Genomic DNA, 24885 nt, shown 5'->3' on the forward strand with positions numbered 1-24885 from the left:
GGCGGCGATGGTGCGGGGGCGGGCGGTCGAGCAGGTGATGCGCGACCTTGCGACCTATCTGCGCCAGCCCGCCCCCGATGAAACACTGACCGAGGCGGCAGCATGGTTTGTGGATCATGAATGGCCCGGGATGGATGCATGAAAGTCAGCGATTACCTTGCGGCCCTTGCGAGCCTGCCGGTGCGGGATCTGGCGGAAATCGCCCCCGGCACATCACTGGTGATCGCCCCCCACCCGGATGATGAAAGCCTTGGCTGCGGTGGTTTCATTGCCGAAGCCACGCGGCTCGGGCACCCGCCGGTTGTCGTGATCGTATCCGACGGGGCGGCTTCCCATCCCCGCTCACGCCTCTGGCCGCCCGCGCGCCTTGCCGCATTGAGGGAGGAGGAAACCCGCAAGGCCACGGCCATGCTGGGCCTGCCCCCCGGCAGGCTGCACTTCCTGCGCCTGCCCGATACCGCCGTGCCGACCAGCGGCCCGGTATTCGATACCGCCGTGCAGGCCCTTGCCACCATGGTCCGGCAATATGGCTGCGCGAACGTACTCGCACCATGGCGTCACGACCCGCATTGCGACCATCTGGCCGCATGGCATATGGGGCTGGCACTGAAATCCCTGCCGCCATATCCGGCGCTGCTGGCCTATCCGGTATGGGGGCTGACACTGCAGCCGGACATGGTGATCCATGAAGCCATGCCGGAGGGTGCGCGGCTTGACATCAGCGCCCATCTTGCAACAAAGCGCGCGGCCATCAACGCCCATCGCAGCCAGCGCGGACTGGTGGTGGCAGACGACCCCGATGGCTTCACCCTGCCGGACGTGCTGCTGGACAGGCTGCTGCGGCCCCATGAATACCTCATCGTGTCATGAAGGGGGAAAGCTGGACACCGGACACGTTCGAGGCCCTGTTCCGCGCCAGCCCCGACCCGTGGCGGTTTGAAACCAGCCCCTACGAACATGAAAAACTGGCGCACCTGCTGGCGTGCATCCCCCACGCGCGCCCGCGTTTTGCCGTGGAGGTGGGCTGTGCAACCGGTGTGGGCACGCGGATGCTGGCCGCGCGATGCGGGCGGGTTCTGGCAATCGATGCCTCGGCCACGGCGCTGGCCATGGCGCGGCGGCGGTGCGGGGACATGGGGCATGTCAGCTTTGTCGAGTCATTCGTACCCGGCGGCTACCCCGCCAGCCGGGCGGCTGGGTGTGACCTGATCGTCCTGTCCGAACTGCTCTATTTTCTGGGCCGTGACGACATCCGGCGCCTTGCCGCCTGCGTGACGGACAGCGTAACGGTGGACGGGGCGCTGGTGCTGGCCAACTGGACCGGCCCGACCGATACGCCCTGCACCGGGGATGAAGCCGCCGGGCATTTCATCGCGGCCTGTCGGGAGCGCCTGTGGGTGCCCGACCTGAGCGAACGCACGGCCACGTACCGTATCGACCGGCTGCGCCATGTCAGCCAGTCGTGACGGTGGGGCAGGGCCTGCGGGCAAGGAATTCAAGCACGCGTTCGGCCCGCCTGTGGTGCAGGCGCAGCTCCGCCCGGCGGATGCGTGAGGACGCATCACCGCTCATGTCCGCCCCGCGCGCCAGCAGGCCGTTCCTGATGCGCAGCATGCGCGCGGAAACCGTTTCCAGCGCATCATCAACATAATCATCCTGAACGACGATCCTGCGGGCGAGGGTTTCGGCCATGCCGCCCTTGGCCCGCCCGACAAGGCGCGCCGAGACATACACCTTTACATCGCACGCATGGCGCACCGGAAAGCCGCCGCGCCGCAGCGCGTGGTAAAAGGCCCGGTCCTCGCCCGTGGGGATGGCCGGTATGCCACCAGCCGCCGCCCATGCATGCCGGGTTACGGCCATGCTCGCCCCCGAATGTTCGGCATGCCGGGGCCACGGGTCGTGGGGGTCCGGGGCCATCCGTGCGGTGATCTGTTCCAGCAGGGCGCCGTATTCCTGCTCGCGGTCATCATCATCGTGCAGGTGCGCGGGAATCTTCCGGGCCTCATCGGGCAGCAGCAGCGCGCGACCGAAAACCGCCGCCACGTCAAAGCGCGCAAATGCCGCCAGCGTCTGCGCCATCCAGTCGGGTGCGACCTGCCCGTCGGCATCGGTGGTGAACAGCACGGCGTCATCGGGGGCATCGTGCGCGGCATGGGCCATGGCGTCGCGCCGGGCCTGCCCGGCATGCGCGATGGCGGGGTCATAAGTGACCTCCACCACATCCAGCGCGAACGGGACGTGACCCACCAGTGAGCGGGCACGCTGCGCGGTGCCATCGTGGGTATTGTTGACCCATACCACAACCCGGTGGGGTTTCGGCCCGTTCTGGCAGGCCAGTGCGCGCAGGCAGGGGATGATGAAATCGGCCTCGTTACATGACGGAATGGCGACAATGCGCGCCCTGTGCTGCCATGGCGGGGAAACAGGCTGGCATGACTCCTGACCCGCGCAAAAATCGGGAACACGCGTCCGCAACATGTGGAACAGATCCTTGCCCGCCCAAATGCAGGTCACATCAAGACGCGGCAATGCACCTGAAGTTGCTGCCCATCCATGCGGGCGCAACGAAAACATGCTGCCGCGGCCCGGCAGCCATCAGGGGGAATGCCGGGATGCGGATGGGGGGATGGTCCGCAATCCCGGCCTGACGGCTACCGGGCCTGGCAGGCAACAGGGTCAAGTAAAAAAGTTATTTTTATGCTTATGAAATGACTATGTGCCGGATACTTGGCTGTAAGCGTAAAATTCCGCCTTAAAACATTTATTGTTCGTGTAAGCGGGCTGTCTTGAAAATATCACGCAAGGCGCAGGGTATCAGGCCTGAAGGCGCGCGGGTTCCATCGCGCGGGAGACCTTGGCCCGACCCAGCCGGAAACGGCTGCGCGCCTGTGTCACCGCTGCCTCGAACGTGGGCAGGATATCACCATCCATCTGCGTCACACGTTCATGCATGGCCCGGAACCTGTAGGGTTCATCGGGGCCATTCTGGCAGACTATGCCGACAAAGATACCGTCGATCTCGATAACGCTGGATTCAAACATGAGGCTGCTTCCTGCCTGTTTTACTTTCAGGGCGGTGTATGCACGTCCCTTCCGCCACGGCGGCTATGCAGGAATTCAGGCAGGGCCGCAACAGGAATTAGATGAAGTTTATATGACACATCCAAATATACATTCATCGTAACTTGCGCACTTATGGCTGTAATAAAAAATTCACACAAAACATATGAAGTAATTATTGTCGCAACCAGCCGCGCGGCATAGTTCTGCTGTTGTGTCACACACATCAGGAATTACATGATGGAACTTCCATCCGCCATGACGGCCCGCGACCACCCGGCAATGGATACGAACACACGCGGGCAGTACGGCGATTTCATTTTCGGCATGATCGCCCGCCTTGCGGGGTGGTTCATCCTGCTGGTCATGGCGGGCATCGGCATCGTGCTCATCAGCGGCGGGTGGCGGGCGTTTTCCACCTTTGGCCCCGGTTTCATCACCAGCACGGCATGGAACCCGATTTCAGACCACTTTGGCGCGGCAACCTCCATTTTCGGCACGCTGGTCACGACCGGCATCGCGCTGGTCTTTGCCGTGCCGTTTGCGTTTGGCGTGGCCTTCTGGCTGGTGGAGATGGCGCCCCCCGCGCTGGCGCGCTTCATTGAAACCGCCGTGCAGCTCCTGGCCGCCGTACCGTCCATCATATTCGGCATGTGGGGCTTTTTCATCGTGGTGCCGTTCATGGCGCATGACATCGAACCCACGCTTACGCACTACCTTGGCCACGTGCCGGGCATTGGCGTGCTGTTTCGTGGCGCGCCCTATGGCACCGGGCTGCTCAGTGGCGGGCTGATCCTTGCCATCATGATCACGCCGTTCATCTGCTCGGTCATGACGGATGTGTTCGTGTCCATTCCCGCCGTGCTGAAGGAAAGCGCCTTCGGGCTTGGCGCCACGCGGTGGGAGGTCATGCGCCAGGTCGTGCTGCCATGGTCGCGGCAGGCGGTCATGGGTGGCATCATGCTGGGCACGGGCCGCGCGCTGGGCGAGACGATGGCCGTCACCTTCGTCATTGGCAACAGCAACCGCCTTGGCTGGTCGCTGTTCGCGCCGGGCAACACCATTGCCTCGCTGATCGCGCTGGAATTCCCCGAAAGCTCGGCCGGCAGCCTCAAGCTGTCCGCCCTGCTGGCGCTGGGCGCGATCCTGATGATCATTTCATTCATTACCCTGGCCTGTTCGCGCATTTTCCTGCAGCGCGGCACGGCGAAATGAGGATGCCCATGATGTCGGCCCCCCAATCCCACCCGGCCGATGGCAGCGGCTGGCGGCGCGGCGGCGTGCAGGCCACGCGGCGCAGGCTGGTTGAACGCCTTGTCAGCCTGCTGTGCAACATGGCGACCGTGGTCGTGCTGTTCGCGCTGTTTTCGATCCTGTGGACACTGGTGACACGGGGGGCGGCGGGCCTGTCGCTGCCCACCTTCATGCACAGCACGGCCGCACCCGGCGCGGGCGGCGGGCTGGCCAACGCCATTATCGGCAGTTGCGAGCAGACGGGCCTTGCCGCCCTGATCGGCACGCCAATCGGCATGTTCGCGGGCATCTACCTGTCCGAATTCAGTCAGGACGGGCGGATCGTCACCCTGGTCCGGTTCGTGTCCGACATGCTGCTGTCGGTGCCGTCCATTCTGGTGGGGCTGTTCATCTACCTCATCATCGTGGAACCGGCGGGGCATTTTTCCGGCATGGCGGGCACGCTCGCACTTGCGGTCCTGTTCATTCCCATCGTTGTCCGCACCACGGAGGACATGCTGCGCCTCGTTCCCCGCGCCATGCGTGAGGCCGCCTACGCGCTGGGCGCGCCGGGGTGGCGGGTGATCCTGAGCGTATGCCTGCGTTCGGCGCGCGGCGGGATCATGACCGGCATCCTGCTGGCGCTGGCGCGCATATCGGGCGAGACGGCGCCGCTGCTTTTCACATCCCTTGGCAACCTGAACTGGTCCACCAACCTCAACGCGCCCATGGCCAGCCTGCCGGTCACGATCTACCAGTACGCCGGTTCGGCCTATGATGACTGGGTGCAGATGGCGTGGACCGGGGCGCTGCTGATTACTGTCGCGGTGCTTGCAACGAACATATTCGCCCGCTGGTGGCTAACGCGCAACGGAACTGCACAACAATGAACAACATCACCATGGACAGGACAACAGGCGCCGACAGCACCGTACCGGCGCTGGCCATACGCAACCTTGATTTCTGGTACGGCAGCAACCATGCGCTCAAGGGCGTATCGCTGGATTTCCCCACCCGGCAGGTCACGGGCATGATCGGGCCATCGGGCTGTGGCAAATCAACGCTGCTGCGCATACTCAACCGCATGTACGACCTCTATCCCGGCCAGCGCGCAACGGGGGAAGTCATGTTTGACGGATGCAACATCCTCGCGCCCGGGCTGGACGTGAACGTGCTGCGCTCGCGCATTGGCATGGTGTTCCAGAAGCCCACGCCGTTTCCCATGTCCATTTACGACAACATCGCCTTTGGCGTGCGCCTGCATGAACGCCTGTCCCGCACCGACATGGACCAGCGCGTGGAAAGCGTGCTGCGGCGCGTGGCGCTGTGGAACGAGGTCAAGGACCGGCTCAATGCCTCCGCCGCGGCCCTGTCGGGCGGGCAGCAGCAGCGGCTGTGCATCGCGCGCACCATCGCCACCCGCCCCGAGGTCATCCTGCTTGATGAACCGACCAGCGCGCTGGACCCGATTTCCACCGCCCGGATCGAGGAACTGCTGGATGAGCTGAAGCAGGAATTCTCCATCGCCATCGTCACGCACAACCTGCAGCAGGCGGCGCGCTGCGCCGATCGTGTTGCGTTCTTCTACATGGGCACGCTGGTGGAAGTGGATACGGCCGACAAGATGTTCACCGCCCCGCAAGCCAAACGTACCCAGGATTATATTACCGGCCGCTTCGGCTGAACGCGAAAGCAGTAATGATGCCCCATGAATCCGTACATACGGTCCAGAGCTATGACCAGGAACTGGAACAGCTACGTTCGCTTGTAAACAAGATGGGTGGCCTGGTTGAACGGCAGGTGGCGCAGGCCATCACCGCCGTAGTGGAACATGACGAGGTCGCGGCCCTGGACGCACCGGAAATGGACCCCCAGGTTGATGAACTGGAACGCGAGACCGAGGCGCTGGTCATCCGCCTGCTGGCCCTGCGCGCGCCCATGGCGGGGGACCTGCGGGAGGTGGTGACCGCGCTGAAGATCTCGGGCGATCTGGAGCGCATAGGTGACTGCGCCGCCAGTATCGCACGCCGTGCCATGCGCAATGAACTGCTGGCATGCCCCATTTCACTGACGGGCCTGCACAGCATGGGCCGTCTGGTGCAGGAAAACCTGCGGCGCACCATTGACGCCATGGACCAGCGCGACCCCGAGCTTGCGCGTATTGTATGGCATTCGGATACGGCGGTGGATGAACTGTATGTCTCCATGTTCCGTGAACTGGTGACCTACATGATGGAAGACCCGCGCAATATCGGCCCGTGCGCCCACCTGCTGTTCATTGCCAAGAACCTCGAGCGTATCGGTGACCACGCGACGAATATTTCCGAGCGCGTCTATTATGCCGTAACGGGCAACATACTGCCCATCGTACGGCCCCGCGGCAAAACATTCGACTGACACGGCGGCATGTCGGCCTGAACGGGAGCCCCGTCCTGCCATGGTTTTGGGGGCGGGGCATGCCTTTTTCATTACAGGGGCCTATCCCGCATTTTCGAGGCAGTTCATCCTGCACCGCTTCGCCGCCGCCGGGGTCGCCATCAGCTACCGTAGCACCCATCACCAATGATTGGCACTGGCGGGAAACGCTGCCTTTTAAAAAAGGCAGCACCCAGAAACTTTTATCTGTCTGGTCAGGCCCTGCGGATACTCCGGCGCAGGTCCATCATGAGCCTGATGTCGGTTCCGGCACGCGGGCATCCGCTGTGGCGGGGCGACTGGTCGCGGCCGGGAGAGGTGCTGCGGACCGGGACGCGGCGGGCAGGGGCGCGGCAGGTTGGGGAACCGGCTGGCGGCGCACGTAATAGCCCGCCACGCCCACCAGCCCCAGCCCGATGAAGGCAAAGCACGCGGACAGCACCGGCAGCCCGCCATAGGACCAGTGGGTCACGACCATGCGGCTCCCGGCCCAGGCGCCAATGGCATTGCCGAAGTTGAAAGAACTCTGGTTCATGGCGGCGGCGATATTGGGCGCGGAACCGGCGCAGGCAACCACATAGGTCTGCAACGGGGCCATTGGCGCGTAGATGAACACCCCCCACAAAAACAGCAGCACAAGGCAGACCCACGGGTGCAGGCTGCCGGGCAGCAGCAGGAGCTGCACCACCGCCACCGCCGCCATAAGCCCCGCGCAGGAGGGCAGCATCTTCCAGTCCGCCAGCCGTCCGCCCACCAGGTTGCCCACGCACAGCCCGCCGCCGATCATGAGCAGGATGATATCGATCTCATGCGTGGTGAAACCCGAGCGGGTCTGCAGGAAGGGGGAAATATAGGTGAACAGCGTGAACATGCTGGATGACGTGCACATGGACACCAGCATCATGGTCACCACCAGCGGGTGCAGCATGGCCCTGAACTGCGCCGATAGCGGGATACCTTCTTCCGCCGTCCTGTCATGCGGTATCCATATCCACATGGTGGTCCATGCCACCACGCCCACGGCGCAGATCAGCCAGAACGCCATGCGCCATGATGTTAGCTGCGCCACGACCGTACCCATGGGCACGCCAAGGATCATGGCCAGCGTCAGCCCGATATAGACAAGCGAAAGCGCTTCGGCCCTGCGTTCGGGGGGCACGACCTGCCCGGCCATGATCGAGGCCGCGCCATAGAACGTGCCATGGGAAAACGATGTAAGCACGCGCGCCAGCATAAGGCTGCCATAGCCCGGCGCCAGCGCGCTGCACGCATTGCCCGCAATGAATATTCCCATCGTCAGCAGCAGCGTTGCCCGCCGTGAGAGGCTATTGGTCAGGATGGACACCACGGGGGAGGCCACCGTCACCCCGATGGCATAGCCCGAAACCAGCAGCCCCGCCTGCGCGATCGAGACATGCAGCCCCGCCGAAAGCTGGGGCAGCAGCCCCATGACAATGGTTTCCGTGGTGCCAAGGCCAAACGCCCCGATGGCAAGGGCCAGCAATGCAACAGGCAAGACAGGCGTCCCTAAAATTCCATGGTGGCGGCCAGGGCCACCACGCTGCGGTCATGATTACGGACGCAGGGGGAAAGGATGCGCCAGCCACCGCCCGCCGGCACGGTGCGCAACCCGGGCGGCAGCATGGAAAGGGCTGTACCAGATTCCATGTTTCCTGACCCTAGGGAATATTGGTAAATCGGCCATGCATTTTGTTTATGTATTCAGAAAAGTTGCCAAATTGTACACTTAATACATATATCTTATTAATATTTACCCGGCGGCCCCGCGGGCGCGCTCACCCGTTCCGCGCCGCCGCGCTCAGGGCGGTGAAGGGCATATGTGCCCGACGCAGCCCATTAGCCGGAACATGTTGCGCAGGCCGTGGCGAAACTTCAGGCGTTCCACCACGAATACCTGTAACGACAGGGCGGGGCGCATCATGGTGCCCGCAAGCCGTTCTGTGATATGAGGCCCGGGCCGCGACCAGAACAAAGGACAGGACATGCCTGCTGCACGCCCAAAGCCCCAGCATACGGGTGGCCGCCCGTCACCCGAAATGTCGGCGCAGCTTGACCGACAGGTGCTTGAGGTCGCGACCACCCTGTTTGTCGAGCAGGGATATGCCGCCACATCGCTGGAAAAGATCGCGCGGGTGATCGGGTGCAGCAAGGCTACGCTCTACCGCCGCTATTCCTCGAAGGAGGATCTGTTCAAGGCCGTGGTGGCCGAACGCGGCAGGCTGCTGCTGGATGAGGCGGGGGCGGTCGAGGCGTCATCAAAAGATCCGCTGGTAGCAACGCGGGAAATCGCCCTGTTCTTTCTGGACTTCATGCTGCGGCCCGAAACGCGCGAGGCCTACCGCATCATCATCGGTGATGGGCACCGCATCCCGTTCATTGCCGATGAGATGATGGAAACCATCGTGGAACCGTTCGTGGCCACCATCAGCCGCCTGCTCGCGGCGGCGGCGGAATCAGGGCGCATCGAATCAGCCGACCATGAGGAGACGACGCGCGTGCTCATGAGCCTGGTGATCGGGTGGCCATTGCAGAACACCATGCTGGGCCAGAACCAGGTGCAGGACGCCGTTGCGCGGCAGCGGTTCTTTGACCGGGCGTGGAATATCTTCCTGTCGGGCATCTGCCGCGAACATCACGCCTGACCTGCCGCATGGCCCGGTCTGGCGTCATCCTCCCTTTATCGTATTGCGATACGATACGGGACCGTATATGTAAGCCGCGAAGGCTGGACCCATTCCCCCGGGTTCAGGGAATGATTGAGGACGGTCCGTACCCATGCACACCAGACATGCCGCCACAAAGGCTGCGGACCATGCGGCAGCACCTGCGTCACTGCCCACCATCATGCTCACGCCCGCGCGGGCAGGGAATGCGCCAGCACCCGGTCAGTCCGACGCATCACGCGCGGCATGGCCCAGCCTGATCCTGCTCCTCCTTCTGCTGTTGTCCGCCTGCCACAAGAAAGCACCCGTGGAGGAAGTGCGCCCCGTACGCTCGATCGTGGTGGAACCACAGCCCGATACGGATGGGGCCGTGCTGACCGGACAGGTCACGGCCCACCGCTACATCAACATGGCCTTCCGCCTGCCCGGCAAGGTGGTGGAGCGCGCGGTCTCCGCCGGCAGCACCGTGCAGGCGGGGGATATCGTGGCGCGGCTGGATGATACGGTCCAGCAGCAGGCCCTGCGCACCGCACTGGCGGAAGCCGCGACGGCCAGGGCGGCGCTGGATCAGGCCGCCCCCCTGAAACAGCGCGCCACGGCGTTGCTGCCGGTGCAGGCCATCTCCCGCAATGACTATGATGACGCGGTCCGCCGCTTCCGCACCGCGCAGGATCAGGTACAGGCCACGCAGGCACAGGTGCGCGTGGCCCGCGAACAGCTTGGCTACACCCGCCTGCCTGCAACCGAGGACGGCGTGGTGACCGAAAGGCTGGTGGAACCGGGGGAGGTGGTGGCGGCAGGCCAGCCCGTGCTGCGCATGGCAGCGGATGACGGGCTGGATGCACAGTTCGACATGCCAGGCGACCTTGCGCACACCCATCTCGCCCCGGGCATGACCATGAAAACATGCCTGGACGCGGTCCCGCAGGTCTGCGCGCCCGCCGCGATCTATGAAATCGCGCCTGATACCGACCCGCTCACCCGCACCTATCATACCCGCGCACTGCTGCGCGCCACGCGTGACATGATGCCGCTGGGTGCGGTGGTGACGGGCCACCTGGCCATGCCATCGGCCACGGGCGTCCACCTGCCACCCGCAGCCCTGAGCGCGCAGGATGGCAGACCCGCCGTATGGATCGTGGCCCCCGACACGCTGCGCGTATCACAGCGCCCCGTCACCATCGCCCGCTATGGCACTGATGACGTGGTGATCGCATCCGGCCTGAACCCCGGTGACCGGGTGGTGACGGCAGGCGTGCAGGCGCTCTACCCGCAAGAAAAGGTCAGCCTGCTGGATGAAGCCGATGTCCGCCCCTGAGCCACGCGCCCCGGGGGGGATAAACCTGTCCGACTGGTCCATCCGCCACCGTGCGCTGGTCCTGTTCTTCATGATCCTGATCGGCGTGGCTGGTATCCAGTCCTATTTCAAGCTGGGCCGGAATGAAGACCCGCCCTTTACCGTCAAGACCATGGTGGTGCAGGCGTTCCTGCCCGGTGCATCGGTGGAGGAAACCACCCACCAGTTGACCGAACGCATCGAGAAGAAACTACAGGAAACGCCCGACCTTGATTACATCAAGAGCTATACGCTGGCGGGCAAGACCACGATTTTCGTCAACCTGCTGTCCGGCGCGCCCAAGGCCGAGGTACCTGACATCTGGTACCAGGTGCGCAAGAAGGTGGGCGACATCAGGATGCAGTTGCCGCAGGGCACGGTCGGCCCGTTCTTTGATGACGAGTTCGGTGATACCTACGGCATCATCTACGGCTTTACCGCCGACGGGTTTTCCCACCGCGAACTGCGTGATTATGTCGAGACCGTACGCGATGAACTGCTGCACGTGCCCGATGTGGCCAAGATCGACACGCTGGGCGCGCAGGATGAGAAGATCTATGTCGATTTCTCCACCCACCACCTTGCCCGGCTGGGCATAAACGGGGCCACGATCGCAGCCGCCCTGCTGGCGCAGAACGCCACCGTGCCCTCGGGCGTGGTGGATACGGGACGTGAGCAGATACAGGTCCAGCCCACCGGGCAGTTCGGCTCGGTGCGCGATATTGCCAACGTCACGGTTTACGCGGGCAATCGCAAGGTCCGGCTGGGTGACATCGCCACCATCACCCGCACCTATTCCGACCCGCCGCAGACCATGTTCCGCGTGGGCGGGCATGACGCCATCGGGCTGGCGCTCAGCATGCGCAGCGGCGGCAACGTGCTGGAGCTGGAAAAGAACATCACGGCGAAAATGGCCGAACTGCACGCCCGTATGCCCATCGGGATCGAGGCGCATCTGGTCGCCAACCAGCCCAAGGTGGTGCATGACGCCGTGGGCGATTTTACCGAGGCCCTGTTCGAGGCCATCCTGATCGTGCTGGGCATCAGCTTCCTCAGCCTTGGTGGCCGCGCGGGCACGGTGGTGGCGTTCTGCATCCCGTTCGTGCTGGCGGTGGTGTTCGTGTGCATGAAGATGTTCGGCATCGACCTGCAGCGCGTCTCGCTCGGGGCGCTGATCATCGCACTCGGCCTGCTGGTCGATGACGCCATGATTACGGTGGAGAGCATGGTCAGCAAGCTGGAGGAGGGCTGGACCCTGACCCGGGCCGCGACCTATGCCTATGTCTCCACCGCATTCCCCATGCTGACCGGAACCCTTGTGACCGTGGCGGGGTTCATCCCGGTCGGCTTTGCCAGAAGTGTCGCGGGGGAATACACGTTCTCGCTGTTTGCCGTGGTGGGCATGGCGCTGATTGCGTCATGGTTCGTGGCCGTGCTGGTGGCGCCGCTGGTGGGCGTGACCATCCTGAAACAGCGCCCGGCGGCATCCCCCCACACCCCGCCAGAGGGGCGGCTGCTGCGCGTGTTCAGCCGCGCGCTGCTGTTCACCATGCGCAGGCCACGCGCGACCGTGCTGGCCAGCCTCGGGGCGCTTGTGGTGGCCATTGCGCTCTCCCCGCTGGTGCCGCGGCAGTTCTTCCCGGCATCCGACCGGCCGGAACTGCTGGTTGACCTTTCGCTACGGCAGGGGGCGTCGATCAAGGCCACGGCGGATGTCTCGCGCCGCCTGGATGCCATACTGCGCAATGATCCCGACATCGACCACTGGAGTTCCTATGTCGGGCGCGGGGCCGTGCGCTTCTACCTGTCGCTCAATGAGCAGCTACCCAACGACTTCTTTACCCAGACCGTGATCGTGGCAAAAAGCGCCGTGGCGCGTGAACACCTGCGCAAGCGGCTGGACGTGGCGCTGAGCCGCGACATGCCCGACGTGGTGCATGGCCTGTTCCCGCTGGAACTGGGGCCGCCGGTGGGCTGGCCGGTGCAGTACCGCGTCAGTGGCCGCGACCCGGACCGGGTCTGGCATTACGCCCATGACGTGGCGAAGATCATGGCCGACAGCAACCAGTTGCACATGGTCAATTTCGACTGGGGCGACCCCGCGCGCAAGCTCAGGATCGACGTGCGGCAGGATGAGGCGCACCGGCTGGGCCTGTCATCGGGGGCGATCGCGCTGGCCATCAACTCCGCCGTGACCGGCGTTACGGCCACCCAGATACGTGACAGCATCTATCTGGTGGATGTGGTGCTGCGCGCCAACCACGCCCAGCGCCTGTCTATCGAGGACCTGCGCACGCTCGACATCCGCCTGCCCAATGACCAGACGGTGCCGCTGTCCACCGTGGCGGACATTGCCTATGTCGAGGATTATCCGCTGGTCTGGCGGCGTGACCGGCTGCCCACGCTGACCATACAGGCACAGTTGCGCGACGGGGTGCAGGCGGACACGGCTGTGGCCACGCTGGCCCACAAAATCGCCGCCTTCAACGCCAGCCTGCCGGTTGGCTACCATGTCGCAGTGGGCGGCACGGTGGAGGAGAGTGCAAAATCACAGAATTCCGTCATTGCCGTCATGCCGGTCATGATACTGGTCATGCTGGGCGTGCTGATGATCCAGTTGCAGGACTTCAAGCGGCTGGCGCTGGTCATAAGCGTGGCACCCTTCGGCCTGATTGGCGTGGTGGGCGCGCTGTTCCTGACCCAGCACCCGATGGGGTTCATCGCCATGCTGGGGCTGGTGGCGCTGATTGGCATGATCATCCGCAACTCGGTCATTCTGGTGCACCAGATCCAGATCGAGAAGGATCTGGGACAATCCGAATGGGATGCGGTCGTGAACGCCGCGAAAATCCGCTTCCGCCCCATCATGCTGACCGCCGTCGCCGCCATCCTTGGCATGCTGCCCATTGCATCGAGCGTGTTCTGGGGGCCGATGGCGGATGTCATCATGGGGGGGCTGGCCGTGGCGACGGTGCTGACGCTGATCTTCCTGCCTTCGCTGTACGTGCTGTGGTTCAAGGTGAAGGAAACGCCATCACCGCAGGTTGAGGGAGCCACACGATGAAACGCATCCCGATCCTGTTGCTGCCCGCCATGCTGGCTGGCTGCGCGTGGCTGGCTCCCACCTACCACCGGCCACAGATGCCCATGCCTGATAAATGGGGCACGCAGCAGGCCGCCACCGTGCCCGATGGCGGCGAATGGTGGCGCAGCTATAATGACCCGGTTCTGGATGCACTGGTGGCCGAAGCGCTGAAGAACAATGATGACCTTGCCCTGGCCGGGTCAAAGCTGCAGCAGGCACGGGCACAGTACAAATATGCCTTTGCCAACCAGTTGCCCTCCATTTCGGTAGCTGGGTCGGATGCCTATGGCCGCCTGCACCTGCGCGATGACCTGCCCACGCCGCACAAGATGAGCAACCTCGGCTTCGTGGGGGGCATGCTGAATTATGAGGTGGACCTGTGGGGCAAGAACGCCAGCCTGAGCAAGGCGGCAAAGGCCGGGGTGCGGGCCGCGGGCTATGGCCATGAGGCGGCGCGGCTGTCCATCGCCGCCGCAACCGCCAAGCTGTATTTCAGCCTGCGCGCGCTGGATAGCGAGCGTGACATCGTGCGCCAGACCATCCAGACCCAGACGGACCTGCTTGCCCTGGTGCAGCGCCAGCATGAAGTGGGCGCGGTCGATGCCCTGACCGTGCAGAACGTAACCGAACAGCTTGACGCCGCACAGGCGGCGCTATCGGATATAGAGGACCAGCGCGGCAAGGCGGAAAGCGCGCTTGCGGTCATGCTGGGCCGCTCGCCCGCGCAGATCATCGGGCAGGCGATGGAACGGGGCAGGGATATAAACGAACTCACGGTGCCCATCCCGACACCGCCCGAAATCCCCTCAACCCTGCTCGAACGCAGGCCCGACATCGCCATGCGTGAGCAGACGCTGATTGCCAGCAACTTCAATATCGGCTTTGCGCGCGCGGCCTATTTCCCCACCATCTCGCTGGCCAGCCTGGCGGGTGTGAACAATATCGACATCGACAACCTCTATCGCGCCAGCACCCGGTCATGGACGCTGGCGGCGTCGATGGCGGCCCCGGTGCTGGATTTCGGCCGGACCGCAAGCGGCGTCAAACTGGCGCGGGCCGAAAAGAACGAGCAGGTCATCCTGTATAAACAGAGCATCCGCATCGCGTTCAGGGAAGTGCATGACGCATTGATCGAACAGAACACCGCCAGTGAGCGCGAACGCGATGACGCGGACAAGGAAACCGCTGCCGCAAAGACCGTGGAACTGACGCGGCTGCGGCTGGAAAACGGTTATTCCAGCCGGCTGGACGTACTCTCCGCGCAGGTGATCGCGCAGCAGGCCGAACTTGCGCATACGACAGCGCTGCTATCCAGCCTTGATGCTTCCGTTGACATGTACAGGGCGATCGGGGGCGGGTTCCACGTCAACGCCCCTGAAAACAGGAAGCTGAAATAGGCATGGCCCGCCCCGGCCCACCCGCCTTACCGCGCGCCACGTCCGGGCAGGGGGGCTGCGGCCTTGGGGATGCCGTCTTCGATGGGCAGGTCGGATTTGCGCGACCACTCGTTCCATGAACCCATGTAGATGCGCAGGCGGGAGAACCCTGCCTCCGACAGGGCGACATAGGTATTGGCCGCGCGTGCGCCCTTGAAACAGTAGATGATGATGTCATCTTCCGGCTTCAGCCCGCGCGAGGCCGCAAGCTCCACGATCTCCTTGCGTGAACGGAAGGCGGCCTGCCCGTCGGTGACTTTCATGAAGTCGTACCATTCAATCCACACGGCCCCCGGAATACGGCCCTTGCGCGGGGCGAAGTCCACGCCGTAGGGCGATGAGCTTTCCGCCAGCCATTCAACCCGGTCCCGGTTATCCAGCAGCCTGACGGTGGGGTCATCCAGCGCGTCCAGCACGTCCTTATACGTCGCCATCAGTTCGGGGCGGATATCGAGCGGGAAGGCGGTCCTGACCGGCTGGGCCACCTGGGTGGTCAGTTCGCCGCCCGCCTGCTTCCATGCGCTCATCCCGCCATCAAGGATACCGACCTTGGGGTAGCCCAGATAGCGCAGTATCCAGTACCCACGGCATGACCCGCCATAGCGGGTATGCAGGGCGTCTTCATAAACGATGGCGGTTTTCTGCCCATCAAGCCCGTAATCGGAAAACAGGCTGGCGAATGTATCCTGAAGTGTCTTCAGCCCCTCGGGCGTCGTTTCCGCCAGATAGGTGAAAATATCGGGCATGTTGACCGCGCCCGGCAGATGCCCCGCCTCAAAATCCTTTCTGTCGCGCACATCAATCAGCACGACCTTTCCCGTGGACAGGAGTTCCTGAACCTGGCTGGGTGAATAAAGGACGGCTTTGGGCATTATGTCTCTCCATCATCGCTTGGAGGCGACACCTTACCCCCCATGCCCGCCAGCCTGTAGGGGGTGCCCATGCGTTCCCGCCATGATGCAGGCAGGCAGCTACCCTTGCGGGCCAGAATAGGACCGCGTGTTATTACGCAGCCCTGTGGACATTTAGCACCCGCTGGCGTCATTCTTGGGCGCAATCAACACGAAGGAGATGACATCATGGACGAACAGGCCAGAAAAACCGCGCTGCGGATGATCCCCTACGGCCTTTATGTGCTGACGGCGGGCACGAAAGAGACCGCCATCGCATCCGCCACGATCAACTGGGTTACCCAGACCAGCTTTGCCCCGCCGCTTCTGGCCCTTGGCATCAAGACGGATTCCGCCCTTTACACCGCCGTGCGCAAAAGTGGTGACCTGGTGCTCAACATTCTGGGGCAGGGGCAGGGCGGCCTTGCCTTCGCCTTCTTCAAGCCCGCCGAATATGCTGATGGCAAGCTGGGCGGGCAGGATGTCCACTGGGCCAAAAACGGCGCGCCGGTCCTGACCAGCGTGCCCGCCGCGGTGGAACTGAAGGTGCGCCACGTCGTGGAACTGGGCGACCACCATACATTCATTGCCGAGGTCACGAATGTTCACCTGAACCAGCAGATCAGCGGCCGCCCCGATGAAGCGGTCCTGCACATGAAGGATCTGGGCGAAAAGGTGTTCTACGGCGGCTGACCGCCCGCGCCGCCATGGCCAGACATGCCTGTACGGGCGGTTCCGGCCATGGCGCACGTGACCAGATTTCCCTTACATCGGATGGCAGGGGCGGATTCAGGCCACCGGGTCGCTTCCGTGCCGGATGGGTCTGTTTTCAATCCCGCCCGCGCGTGTTCGGCCCCGGCGTCGGACACGCTGCCCATCTATCCGGGCCGATCGCCATGGGTACATCCGCAGGGCTTATGGCGATCATTTCATGATGAAATATGAATTACTGTAAAACGCACCTAGGGTCTGTCATTCAAGACCTAACAGGCTCTGGCGGCGCAATGGGGCAGTAACATCTCATTATACCAATATATCTGCACAGCGTATAAATGTTTTTCGTATTCTCTAGTACGGTACACCATGAGATTTAAGATTTTACTAATCGCCTGAGCATATGCTTCTCGAAAGAGAATCAAAAAATACGTTCAGGCAGGACCGCAGGAAGCTTACAATGACAACGATTACGAGTAATATTTCATGGTCTGGATCATGGTCGAGGCTCCTGGCTGATCCCACGGCTTACGATACCCCGACCACATCCAGCGACGCGGAATCGTCGTCAATAAGCACGATTGCCGCCAGCGACGATGGCGATACGGTCGTGCTTTCGCAAGAAGCCCAGCAGGCTGTCAATATGGACTCTGGACACGATGACGGCGGTCTTGATGCCGTTTCGGCAATCTATACCGCAGCCGCGACTGTCATTAATAGTGCGTCATCCAGCGATGAAGAAAAAATTGCAGCCTTTGGCGCAGCTTACACCCTGTCATCATTGTCGAACATCCAAACGATTGGACCAGCTCAATATGATGTCTCTTCATATGGGTATAAATTTGAAATGCTCGAAGGAAAATTCTTTGACGATATAAAAAATAGCTCTCTGATGAATACATTCCTGAATACGCCTATGTATAACATACCAGGAAACGCTTCTGATTCTCAAAAAGCACTTGCCGATATTTTATATGATTCGGGCGGCATCTCAGCGTATGGCACCAATAGCCTGTCCATCAACCTTCAGGAAACCACCACGCAAGCGACTGATGGAAGCACGACAACAAGCTATTCTTTCTCGTATAAGCATGGAGCAGAAGTACAAGCGGACACTCAAGTAGATAACGGCGGATTGATTGACCCAATGAGTGCATTCTCCGACGGGAAAACCCCTACACAGAAGGAACCAGACTTCGCGCAAGGTTACGTGGGGTCGTTCGTCGATGTATCGATCAAATATATAAAGAAGAACTCGATTGGTTTTGAAGATGCGCGAGCAAAGTTAGACCAGGAAATCGTGGATGAACTGTTCGGCTCTTCCAATTCAAAAGGCAAAATAACGTCATCAGATAGCAATGAACAGACACAAAAAGAGAACGACACGAACAGTATAAATGCATAGATGATGGCGCATCGCTTTCTGATATCCTGAAACAGTCATCTACCGTACACGTGTAAAAAAAACTTATCTTAAATTACTGAATGAAAGTTCATACTGGAAATAAGGAAGGCAACACACGCGACAATGCAAGTAAAAATATGGGAAATTAAATATTATAATTTGAAATAATTATATAATGTGTCGTAAAATATGTGTGCCCGTGCGGGATAAAATACAATGCGATCGCTGAATGTTTTCGTTCCCGTTTCTTTACAAGCGGTAATGCCTCGAACAAACTCCTATCAGGAAAATCGGACCATTCCATTACTGCTGACGGCATCATTGGCCAGTCTCGCATGCGGTCATACTGTCTTGGTCTGATGGTTTTCGGTATGCGCAAACGCAATGACATGAAGACTTGCGAGTGTTGAATCGTGACGCTCGTAATACTTGACGAGTCTGCGGCATCGTGCAGGGCCTGTTAGACCTTGATATGGTCTGCTGTAGTCGCGATGAGGATGACGGGGAGGGAGGACGCAGCCGTCTTTTCATAGCGTATGGCGACGGCCCGCCACTCCTTGAGCCTTGCCCACAGGTTTTCGACCAGATGCCGGTATCTGTAAGCCCATTTTGGACAGGCGAATTCTGGATCATTCTTCCTGGGCGGGATGACAGGGCAAGATCCCCGGCTCCAGAGAGACTCACGGAATCTGTGTGAGGCATAACCATGATCGCAGACGACATGGATCGGTGGGTATGGCAGGTCCTCAAGCAGGGCGTAGGCACACGGTAGTTCGTGCCCTCGAGAAAGACCATGCCGAGGGCCTGATCCCTGTCTTTGACCTTTTCAAAGAGACGCTGCCATGCTCCGAGCTTCGACCATCGAATGAACAACTGTGCGGCAATCCACCAGGGACCAAACCCAGATGGCAGGGCATGCCATTTCGCGCCGTTCTGATGGCGCCAGAAAATCGCGGAGATCGTCCGTCGAAGGTTCTTCGGCGGGGTCTTGCCCTTTGGACGGACTTCCTCGATCAAAGGCTCCCAGACGGGCCATGCGGTATCAGAAAAGACAGACTGCATCATGCTCATCATAAACAGCCATGCAGCCCGGATTGTCATTCAAGGTCTAACAGGCCCTAGAATTTGGGTAACGGAATATGGGGTGAGAACAGGCACCCAAGGGCTATTCCACCCAGAAACAGAACCACCATCAATGTTGTCAGCATGGCGTGCCTGCGTTCCGTGGGGGTGGCGAAGGGTGGTTTGAGGCTCTTGTCAGCCAGCGGGGGTGGCTCGCCTTTTGAATGGAAATTGCTGCTCATGGCCGCATTCCTTATTGCAGGGTTGCCGGCCCTGAACGTCCCCTGCATCCCGTAAGTTTCGCGCCACCGGAATAAAGGCTCCGGCCACAAAACCCGCACCCCGGTCATTCACTGCGTTGTGAAGGCATCGTTTCCCCGCGCCATGGCGTTCTGCCCCGTGGAATGTCCGGGGCCACCCCGGCGCCACGCCCGCGTGCCAGCGACATGCGGCATGTCCGGGCACAAATGTAATATAAAAAACGGAATACGGATGGATGGCAGCGCTGTTCACGCCCCGCGCCAATGTCATCATGGTCACAGGCATGGTGGGGTGCGCCTGCATGGTCACGGCTGGCATCCTGCTGTGGTTCACATGGCCCTATACCGACTATGCCCGGCATGTGGGCTGGGTGGTCGAGCAGCCTGTCCCGTTCAGCCACCAGCATCATGTTGCGGGTCTGGGGCTGGATTGCCGGTTCTGTCACAGCAGCGTGGAACGGAGCGCGCAGGCCAGCATGCCCCCGACCTTCACATGCATGACATGCCATTCACAGATATGGACGGATGCCGGGGTGCTGGCGCGCGTGCGTGACAGCTTCGTGCATGATGTCCCGCTGGTCTGGCAGCGCGTCACCAATGTGCCCGATTATGTCTATTTCAACCACGGCATCCATGTCGCCAAGGGCGTGGGCTGCGAAAGCTGCCATGGCAATGTCGCCACCATGCCGCTGACCTATAAAGCCCGGACCCTGACGATGCAGTTCTGCCTCGACTGCCATCGCGATCCCGGCCCGCAGCTTCGTCCGGCTGAAAACATATTTGATCCCGACTGGCACCGTGACCGCACAACACCCCCACCGGCGGCACTGGTGGCGCAGTACCATGTGGGCGGGCGCAACCTGACGGAATGCGCGATATGCCACCGCTAGGCTGGCCCGCCGGACGCGGCGCGCGGCGCAGGCTCACGGGCCTGTCCGGGAGCGAACTGGCCCAACATTTCCCCCAGCTTGAAGCGGCCCTGTCGCACACGCTCGACCGGCGGCGCACGCTCAGGCTGCTGGCGCTGGCGCTGGCAAGCGGCGGGGTGGCAGGGTGCGATCCCGGCACGCCGGACCGGGGGTTCGTCTCGGCCGTAAGGGCTGCGGAAGGCGTGGTGCCCGGTATCCCCAATATCTACGCCACGGCGCATGTGCGCGATGGGTATGCCGAGGGTATTCTCGTCACCCACCAGATGGGCCGCCCCACCAAGATCGAGGGAAATCCCGCGCACCCCGCCAGTCAGGGCGGCACGGACGCCATGGCGCAGGCCCTGATCCATGATTTTTACGATCCCGACCGCGCCAGCGGCCCGCTGCATCTGGGGCTTCCCACTTCATGGCAGGACGTGGCGGCCGCCATGCGCGCGATGCGCCCGGCCACCACGGCGGAACGGCCCGGCAGCCCGGCTTCCGGTGCCGGATTGCGTATTTTGAGCGGTACGGTGACATCCCCCACGCTGGGCAGGGTGATGGACCAGATTCTGGCAGCCAGCCCGGGTGCCCGGTGGCACCAGTGGGATGCGATCGGGCGGGAAGGCGTCCGGCAGGGCCACAGCCTTGCCTATGGTCAGCCGGTTTCGGTCCTGCCTGACCTGACGCGGGCGGATGTAGTGCTGGCGCTGGACAGTGACCTGCTTGACAGCGCGCCGGGGCATCTTGCCCATGCCCGCTCATTCGCCACGCGGCGCAACCCCGTGCGCGGCGTCATGAACCGCCTGTACGCGGTAGAACCCACCCCATCACTGACCGGGGTTGCGGCGGATCACCGCCTTGTCGCGTCACCCGCCATGCTTGATGAGGTGATCGGCCGGCTTTCGGCCCATATCCTGCAAAACGAAGCGCCCTCGGGCGGGCCGGACTGGCTTGCCCCGCTGGTGGCGGACCTGCGTGGTAACCATGGCCGCGCCCTGATCCATCTCGGCCCCCATCATCCGCCCGAGGTCCACGCCATGGTGCAGGCCATGAACGAGGCGCTGGGCGGGCGCGGGCGGGTGTTCGATGTGCTTGAACCGCCCGAATACCAGCCCGCCATACCCCCGGACACTTTGTCCACCCTGATGGACGACATGGAAAGCGGCGCGGTGGGGGCGCTGGTCATTGTTGATGTCAATCCCGTCCAGCAGGTTCCGCGCTTTGCCGCCGCCCTGCGCCATGTGGCGACCAGCATCACCCTGGCGGACCGCCCGCATGAAACGGCAGTCACCACCCACTGGCATATCCCGCTGGCCCATGGGCTGGAGGACTGGGGCGACGCCCGGGGGCACGATGGTACGGTGGCCCTGATCCAGCCGCAGGCCATGCCGCTATATGGCGGAATGAACGCACCCGGCGCGCTGCTGGCCTGCCTCGGGCTGCCGCAGCAGGCCCCCATGGACCTGGTGCGCGCGACATGGCGGGAACACCTGCCAGCCCCGCGGGACTGGCACGATGCCCTGGCCGCCGGTGTTGTCGCGCGCACGGCGTCCCGCCGCGTGGATGCCGCCCTGCAGCACGGGGCCGTGCGCGTGGCCTCGCCCGTATCCTATCCGCGCAGGTCCGCGCAGCCTGTCCTGCTGCTGCGGCCCGATCCGTACCTGTGGGATGGGCGGGGGGCCAACAATCCATGGTTGCAGGAACTGCCGCGCCCGTTGAGCAAGGTGGTATGGGACAACCCGCTGCTGATCCCCCCCGATCTCGCCCGCGACATGAAACTGCGCAATGGCGATGTGGTGACGCTGGCGCAGGGGGAGACCCATACGCGGCTGCCGGTCTGGATACAGCCGGGGCAGGCGGCCGGGTGCGTGGTGGGTTTTCTGGGCTGGGGGCGCAGCCATGCGGGGCAGACGGGCAACCATGTCGGCACTGACCTCTATCCCTTCCGCGCGGCGTCCGGCCCCCTGCGCATCGGGGTGGACAGCGGCGCGGCTATTCCCGTCGCCTGCACGGAACACCACGCCACCACCATCGAAAGCCAGCCCTCACGCGTGGCACGACACGGCACGCTGGCGCAGTTCAGGGAAAATCCGGCCTTTCTGGCCGATGGCGGGGCAGGGGAAGGACAGGACACGCTGTACCGCAGGCCGCCCGATGCACCCGTGGCGTGGGGGATGAGCATCGACCTCAATGCCTGCATCGGCTGCAATGCGTGTGTTGCAGCCTGCCAGGTGGAAAACAACATTCCGGTGGTGGGACGCGACGAGGTGCTGCGCCAGCGCGAGATGCACTGGCTGCGGATTGACCGCACCCACGAAGGAACGCCGGATGCACCCGACACGTTCTTCCAGCCGATGCTGTGCATGCATTGCGAGCAGGCCCCGTGCGAGACCGTCTGTCCGGTAGGGGCGACGACACATGATTCCGAGGGCCTGAACGTGATGGTCTATAACCGGTGCATCGGAACCAAGTTCTGCTCCAACAACTGCCCGTACAAGGTCCGGCGGTTCAATTACTTCGCGTTCGCGCAGCACGAAAGCCGCCCGCCCATCAGCCGCAATCCCGATGTATCGGTCCGCACGCGCGGGGTCATGGAAAAATGCACCTTCTGCGTGCAGCGCATCGCACAGGCCCGTATCACTTCGGATCGTGACGGCGTGCCCGAACAGGTCGTGACCGCATGCCAGTCCGCCTGTCCCACGCAGGCCATAAGCTTTGGTGACATCAACGACCCCACGGCGGAGGTCTCGCGCCGCAAGGCCAGCCCGCTGGACTACGCCGCACTGGCCGAACAGGGCACGCATCCGCGCGTGACGTACGAAGGCCGCATCCGTAACCGCAACCCGGATATCATGTCATGACGCCCGGCACGGCCATGGCGGGAGAAGATGGGCGCATCATCCACCCCGATGAGACGCCGCATTCCCTGACGGAGCGGATATGCGTGGCGACCCTGCGCCCCGATGGCGGGCGGTGGACGCCGCTGTGGTGGTGGCTGTGCATGGGGGTGGCGCTGGCGCTGCTGGCGGGGGGCGTGGTGTCCGTGGCGTGGCTGTTTTACGCCGGGCTGGGCATATGGGGCATCGACTGGCCGGTGGCGTGGGGGTTCGATATCCTCAATTACGTGTGGTGGATCGCCATCGCATCTGGCGGTACGTTCATTTCCGCGCTGTTCTTCCTGCTGCGCGCACCGTGGCGGACATCGCTCAACCGGCTGGCCGAGAGCCTGACACTGTGCGCCGCCCTGTGCGCGGCCATATTCCCGATTCTGCATCTGGGGCGGCCGCAGTTCTTTTACTGGCTGTTTCCCTATCCCAACACCATGGGGCTGTGGGCGCAGTTCCGCAGCCCGCTGGTGTGGGATTTTTTCGCGATCCTGGCCTATGTCGGCTGTTCGGTCATGTTCTGGTATTTTGGCCTGCTGCCGGATCTGGCAACACTGCGTGATCGGGCACAGCGCCGCTGGCAGCAAATATTTTATGGTGTGCTGGCGCTGGGGTTCCGGGGTTCGGGCCTGCAATGGCGGCATTACCAGCCGGTCTATGGGCTGATGGCCGCACTCATGGCGCCGCTGGTGGTGTCCGTCCACAGTATCGTGGGCATGGATTTTGCAGGCGGTGCGGCAACGGGGTGGCATTCAACGCAGTTTCCGCCGTTCTTCGTGTTCGGGGCGGGGCTGTCCGGCTTCGCCATCGTGCTGCTGGCGGTCATACCGCTGCGCCGGGCCATGGGACTTCAGCCCTACATCACCACCTGGCACATCGACGTGCTGGGGCGGCTGCTGCTCACGAGCAGCCTGTGCGTGGCCTATGCCTATGTCATGGATGTGTTTTCAGCCTTCTATGGCCCTGACGCGGCGGAGCGGACACTGTTCGCCTTCCGGCTTCATGGGCTGTACGCGCCCATCTACTGGGGCACAATCCTGCTGAACATCGTCTTTCCGCAATTCCTGTGGTGGCGTCGGGTGCGGCTGAACCAGCCGGTTGTGTGGCTGGTCTGTCTGGGCGTGATCATTGGCATGTGGCTTGAACGCTTCCAGATCATCGTGACCAGCCTGGCGCGCACGCAGCTTCCCTCCGCATGGGGGCAGTACACGCCCACATTCTGGGAATGGAGCCTGCTGGGCGGCACGATCGGCCTGTTCCTGACCACGTTCCTGCTGCTTGTGCGCTTCATCCCCATGCTGGCCATGGCCGAGATGCGGGCCATGCTGGGGGACCGGCCCTGATCATCGCCACGTTCAGCACCGGGGCCGCCCTGCGTGCGGCGGCGGGCGAACTGCGGCGCGATGCAGGCGCTGTGGCTGAAACCCACAGCCCGACCCCGCTGGCAGATACTCCGTCCGGCTCCATCGTGCCGCTGCTGATGCTGGGGGGCGGGCTGCTGGGGGG

The 24885-nt window shown here is 62.7% G+C and carries 22 protein-coding genes and 2 pseudogenes; 16 read left to right on the plus strand and 8 right to left on the minus strand.

The window, feature by feature from the left end; all coding sequences use genetic code 11:
* From DY926_RS17800 to DY926_RS03285, 3 genes and pseudogenes are all read left to right on the plus strand, one after another.
* Nucleotides 1–142, plus strand: a pseudogene (locus tag DY926_RS17800) (acyl-CoA dehydrogenase); the annotation flags it as partial.
* A complete protein-coding gene (locus DY926_RS03280) occupies nt 139–870 on the plus strand; it encodes a PIG-L deacetylase family protein (RefSeq protein WP_116702062.1) in 732 nt (243 codons plus the stop codon). The pseudogene DY926_RS17800 and the gene DY926_RS03280, both read left to right, overlap by 4 nt.
* Complete coding sequence (locus DY926_RS03285; protein WP_116702063.1) at nt 867–1466, plus strand: SAM-dependent methyltransferase; 600 nt, start codon at nt 867–869, stop codon at nt 1464–1466. Before DY926_RS03280 ends, DY926_RS03285 begins: the two co-directional genes overlap by 4 nt.
* Here the strand turns inward: DY926_RS03285 and DY926_RS03290 are convergent.
* Together DY926_RS03290 and DY926_RS03295 are read right to left on the minus strand one after the other, a co-directional pair.
* Entirely contained in the window at nt 1453–2481 is a 1029-nt protein-coding gene (locus DY926_RS03290; RefSeq protein WP_116702076.1) for a glycosyltransferase, read from the minus strand. The genes DY926_RS03285 and DY926_RS03290 overlap by 14 nt on opposite strands.
* Before the next feature lie 336 nt (nt 2482–2817).
* Entirely contained in the window at nt 2818–3045 is a 228-nt protein-coding gene (locus tag DY926_RS03295; protein WP_116702064.1) for a hypothetical protein, read from the minus strand.
* A gap of 255 nt (nt 3046–3300) precedes the next feature.
* On the opposite strand from DY926_RS03295, the gene pstC reads away from it, so the two are divergent.
* Genes pstC through phoU form a run of 4 tightly spaced genes read left to right on the plus strand, consistent with a single transcriptional unit; the run spans nt 3301 to nt 6693 of the window.
* Complete coding sequence (gene pstC, locus DY926_RS03300; protein WP_116702065.1) at nt 3301–4278, plus strand: phosphate ABC transporter permease subunit PstC; 978 nt, start codon at nt 3301–3303, stop codon at nt 4276–4278.
* An 8-nt stretch (nt 4279–4286) separates the two neighbouring features.
* Nucleotides 4287–5186 carry a phosphate ABC transporter permease PstA gene (gene pstA, locus DY926_RS03305; protein ID WP_116702077.1) on the plus strand — a complete coding sequence of 300 codons (900 nt, stop codon included), beginning with the start codon at nt 4287–4289 and terminating at the stop codon, nt 5184–5186.
* Nucleotides 5183–5980, plus strand: coding sequence for a phosphate ABC transporter ATP-binding protein PstB (gene pstB / locus DY926_RS03310; protein WP_116702066.1), 798 nt, complete (start codon nt 5183–5185; stop codon nt 5978–5980). Before pstA ends, pstB begins: the two co-directional genes overlap by 4 nt.
* 17 nt (nt 5981–5997) lie before the next feature.
* Nucleotides 5998–6693 (plus strand): phosphate signaling complex protein PhoU, encoded by a 696-nt coding sequence (gene phoU, locus DY926_RS03315; RefSeq protein ID WP_186336058.1) that lies wholly within the window; start codon nt 5998–6000, stop codon nt 6691–6693.
* Between the two features lie 265 nt (nt 6694–6958).
* On the opposite strand, the gene DY926_RS03320 is transcribed toward phoU, so the two are convergent.
* Both DY926_RS03320 and DY926_RS17210 read right to left on the minus strand, forming a co-directional pair.
* Nucleotides 6959–8227 carry an MFS transporter gene (locus DY926_RS03320; protein ID WP_241503028.1) on the minus strand — a complete coding sequence of 423 codons (1269 nt, stop codon included), beginning with the start codon at nt 8225–8227 and terminating at the stop codon, nt 6959–6961.
* Nucleotides 8228–8238: 11 nt separating this feature from the next.
* Nucleotides 8239–8379 (minus strand): hypothetical protein, encoded by a 141-nt coding sequence (locus tag DY926_RS17210; protein ID WP_158551910.1) that lies wholly within the window; start codon nt 8377–8379, stop codon nt 8239–8241.
* A 335-nt stretch (nt 8380–8714) separates the two neighbouring features.
* Here DY926_RS17210 and DY926_RS03325 point away from each other — a divergent pair, with 335 nt between their 5' ends.
* From DY926_RS03325 to DY926_RS03340, 4 genes are all read left to right on the plus strand, one after another.
* Nucleotides 8715–9374, plus strand: coding sequence for a TetR/AcrR family transcriptional regulator (locus DY926_RS03325; RefSeq protein WP_241503029.1), 660 nt, complete (start codon nt 8715–8717; stop codon nt 9372–9374).
* Between the two features lie 133 nt (nt 9375–9507).
* Nucleotides 9508–10713 carry an efflux RND transporter periplasmic adaptor subunit gene (locus tag DY926_RS03330; RefSeq protein ID WP_116702068.1) on the plus strand — a complete coding sequence of 402 codons (1206 nt, stop codon included), beginning with the start codon at nt 9508–9510 and terminating at the stop codon, nt 10711–10713.
* Entirely contained in the window at nt 10691–13795 is a 3105-nt protein-coding gene (locus tag DY926_RS03335; RefSeq protein WP_116702069.1) for an efflux RND transporter permease subunit, read from the plus strand. Before DY926_RS03330 ends, DY926_RS03335 begins: the two co-directional genes overlap by 23 nt.
* On the plus strand, nt 13792–15213 hold the full coding sequence (locus tag DY926_RS03340) for an efflux transporter outer membrane subunit (RefSeq protein WP_116702070.1): 1422 nt from the start codon (nt 13792–13794) through the stop codon (nt 15211–15213). The genes DY926_RS03335 and DY926_RS03340 overlap by 4 nt, the downstream gene beginning before the upstream one ends.
* A 26-nt stretch (nt 15214–15239) precedes the next feature.
* On the opposite strand, the gene DY926_RS03345 is transcribed toward DY926_RS03340, so the two are convergent.
* Complete coding sequence (locus DY926_RS03345; protein WP_116702071.1) at nt 15240–16124, minus strand: sulfurtransferase; 885 nt, start codon at nt 16122–16124, stop codon at nt 15240–15242.
* A gap of 207 nt (nt 16125–16331) precedes the next feature.
* Between DY926_RS03345 and DY926_RS03350 the strand changes: the two genes are divergently transcribed.
* The gene (locus DY926_RS03350; RefSeq protein ID WP_116702072.1) at nt 16332–16835 is read left to right on the plus strand and encodes a flavin reductase family protein; all 504 of its coding nucleotides are present in this window, start codon (nt 16332–16334) and stop codon (nt 16833–16835) included.
* A gap of 481 nt (nt 16836–17316) precedes the next feature.
* Nucleotides 17317–18261, plus strand: coding sequence for a hypothetical protein (locus DY926_RS03355; protein WP_116702073.1), 945 nt, complete (start codon nt 17317–17319; stop codon nt 18259–18261).
* A gap of 460 nt (nt 18262–18721) precedes the next feature.
* Here the strand turns inward: DY926_RS03355 and DY926_RS18085 are convergent, their stop codons facing one another.
* From DY926_RS18085 to DY926_RS03365, 3 genes and pseudogenes are all read right to left on the minus strand, one after another.
* Nucleotides 18722–19015: a transposase gene (locus DY926_RS18085; RefSeq protein WP_408886028.1), complete on the minus strand. Its 294-nt coding sequence runs from the start codon at nt 19013–19015 to the stop codon at nt 18722–18724.
* 134 nt (nt 19016–19149) lie between these two features.
* Nucleotides 19150–19362: pseudogene (locus DY926_RS18090) on the minus strand (transposase); the annotation flags it as partial.
* Nucleotides 19363–19379: 17 nt separating this feature from the next.
* Nucleotides 19380–19565 carry a hypothetical protein gene (locus DY926_RS03365; protein WP_148707736.1) on the minus strand — a complete coding sequence of 62 codons (186 nt, stop codon included), beginning with the start codon at nt 19563–19565 and terminating at the stop codon, nt 19380–19382.
* A 254-nt stretch (nt 19566–19819) separates the two neighbouring features.
* Here DY926_RS03365 and DY926_RS03370 point away from each other — a divergent pair, with 254 nt between their 5' ends.
* The 3 genes from DY926_RS03370 to nrfD are packed head-to-tail and all read left to right on the plus strand — an operon-like array spanning nt 19820 to nt 24722.
* A complete protein-coding gene (locus tag DY926_RS03370; RefSeq protein WP_116702075.1) occupies nt 19820–20473 on the plus strand; it encodes a cytochrome c3 family protein in 654 nt (217 codons plus the stop codon).
* Entirely contained in the window at nt 20461–23355 is a 2895-nt protein-coding gene (locus DY926_RS03375) for a 4Fe-4S dicluster domain-containing protein (protein ID WP_116702079.1), read from the plus strand. The genes DY926_RS03370 and DY926_RS03375 overlap by 13 nt, the downstream gene beginning before the upstream one ends.
* Nucleotides 23352–24722: an NrfD/PsrC family molybdoenzyme membrane anchor subunit gene (nrfD, locus tag DY926_RS03380; RefSeq protein WP_186336057.1), complete on the plus strand. Its 1371-nt coding sequence runs from the start codon at nt 23352–23354 to the stop codon at nt 24720–24722. Before DY926_RS03375 ends, nrfD begins: the two co-directional genes overlap by 4 nt.
* Nucleotides 24723–24885: the final 163 nt, after the last annotated feature.

The organism is Komagataeibacter melaceti (assembly GCF_003403295.1).
Lineage (GTDB): Bacteria > Pseudomonadota > Alphaproteobacteria > Acetobacterales > Acetobacteraceae > Komagataeibacter > Komagataeibacter melaceti.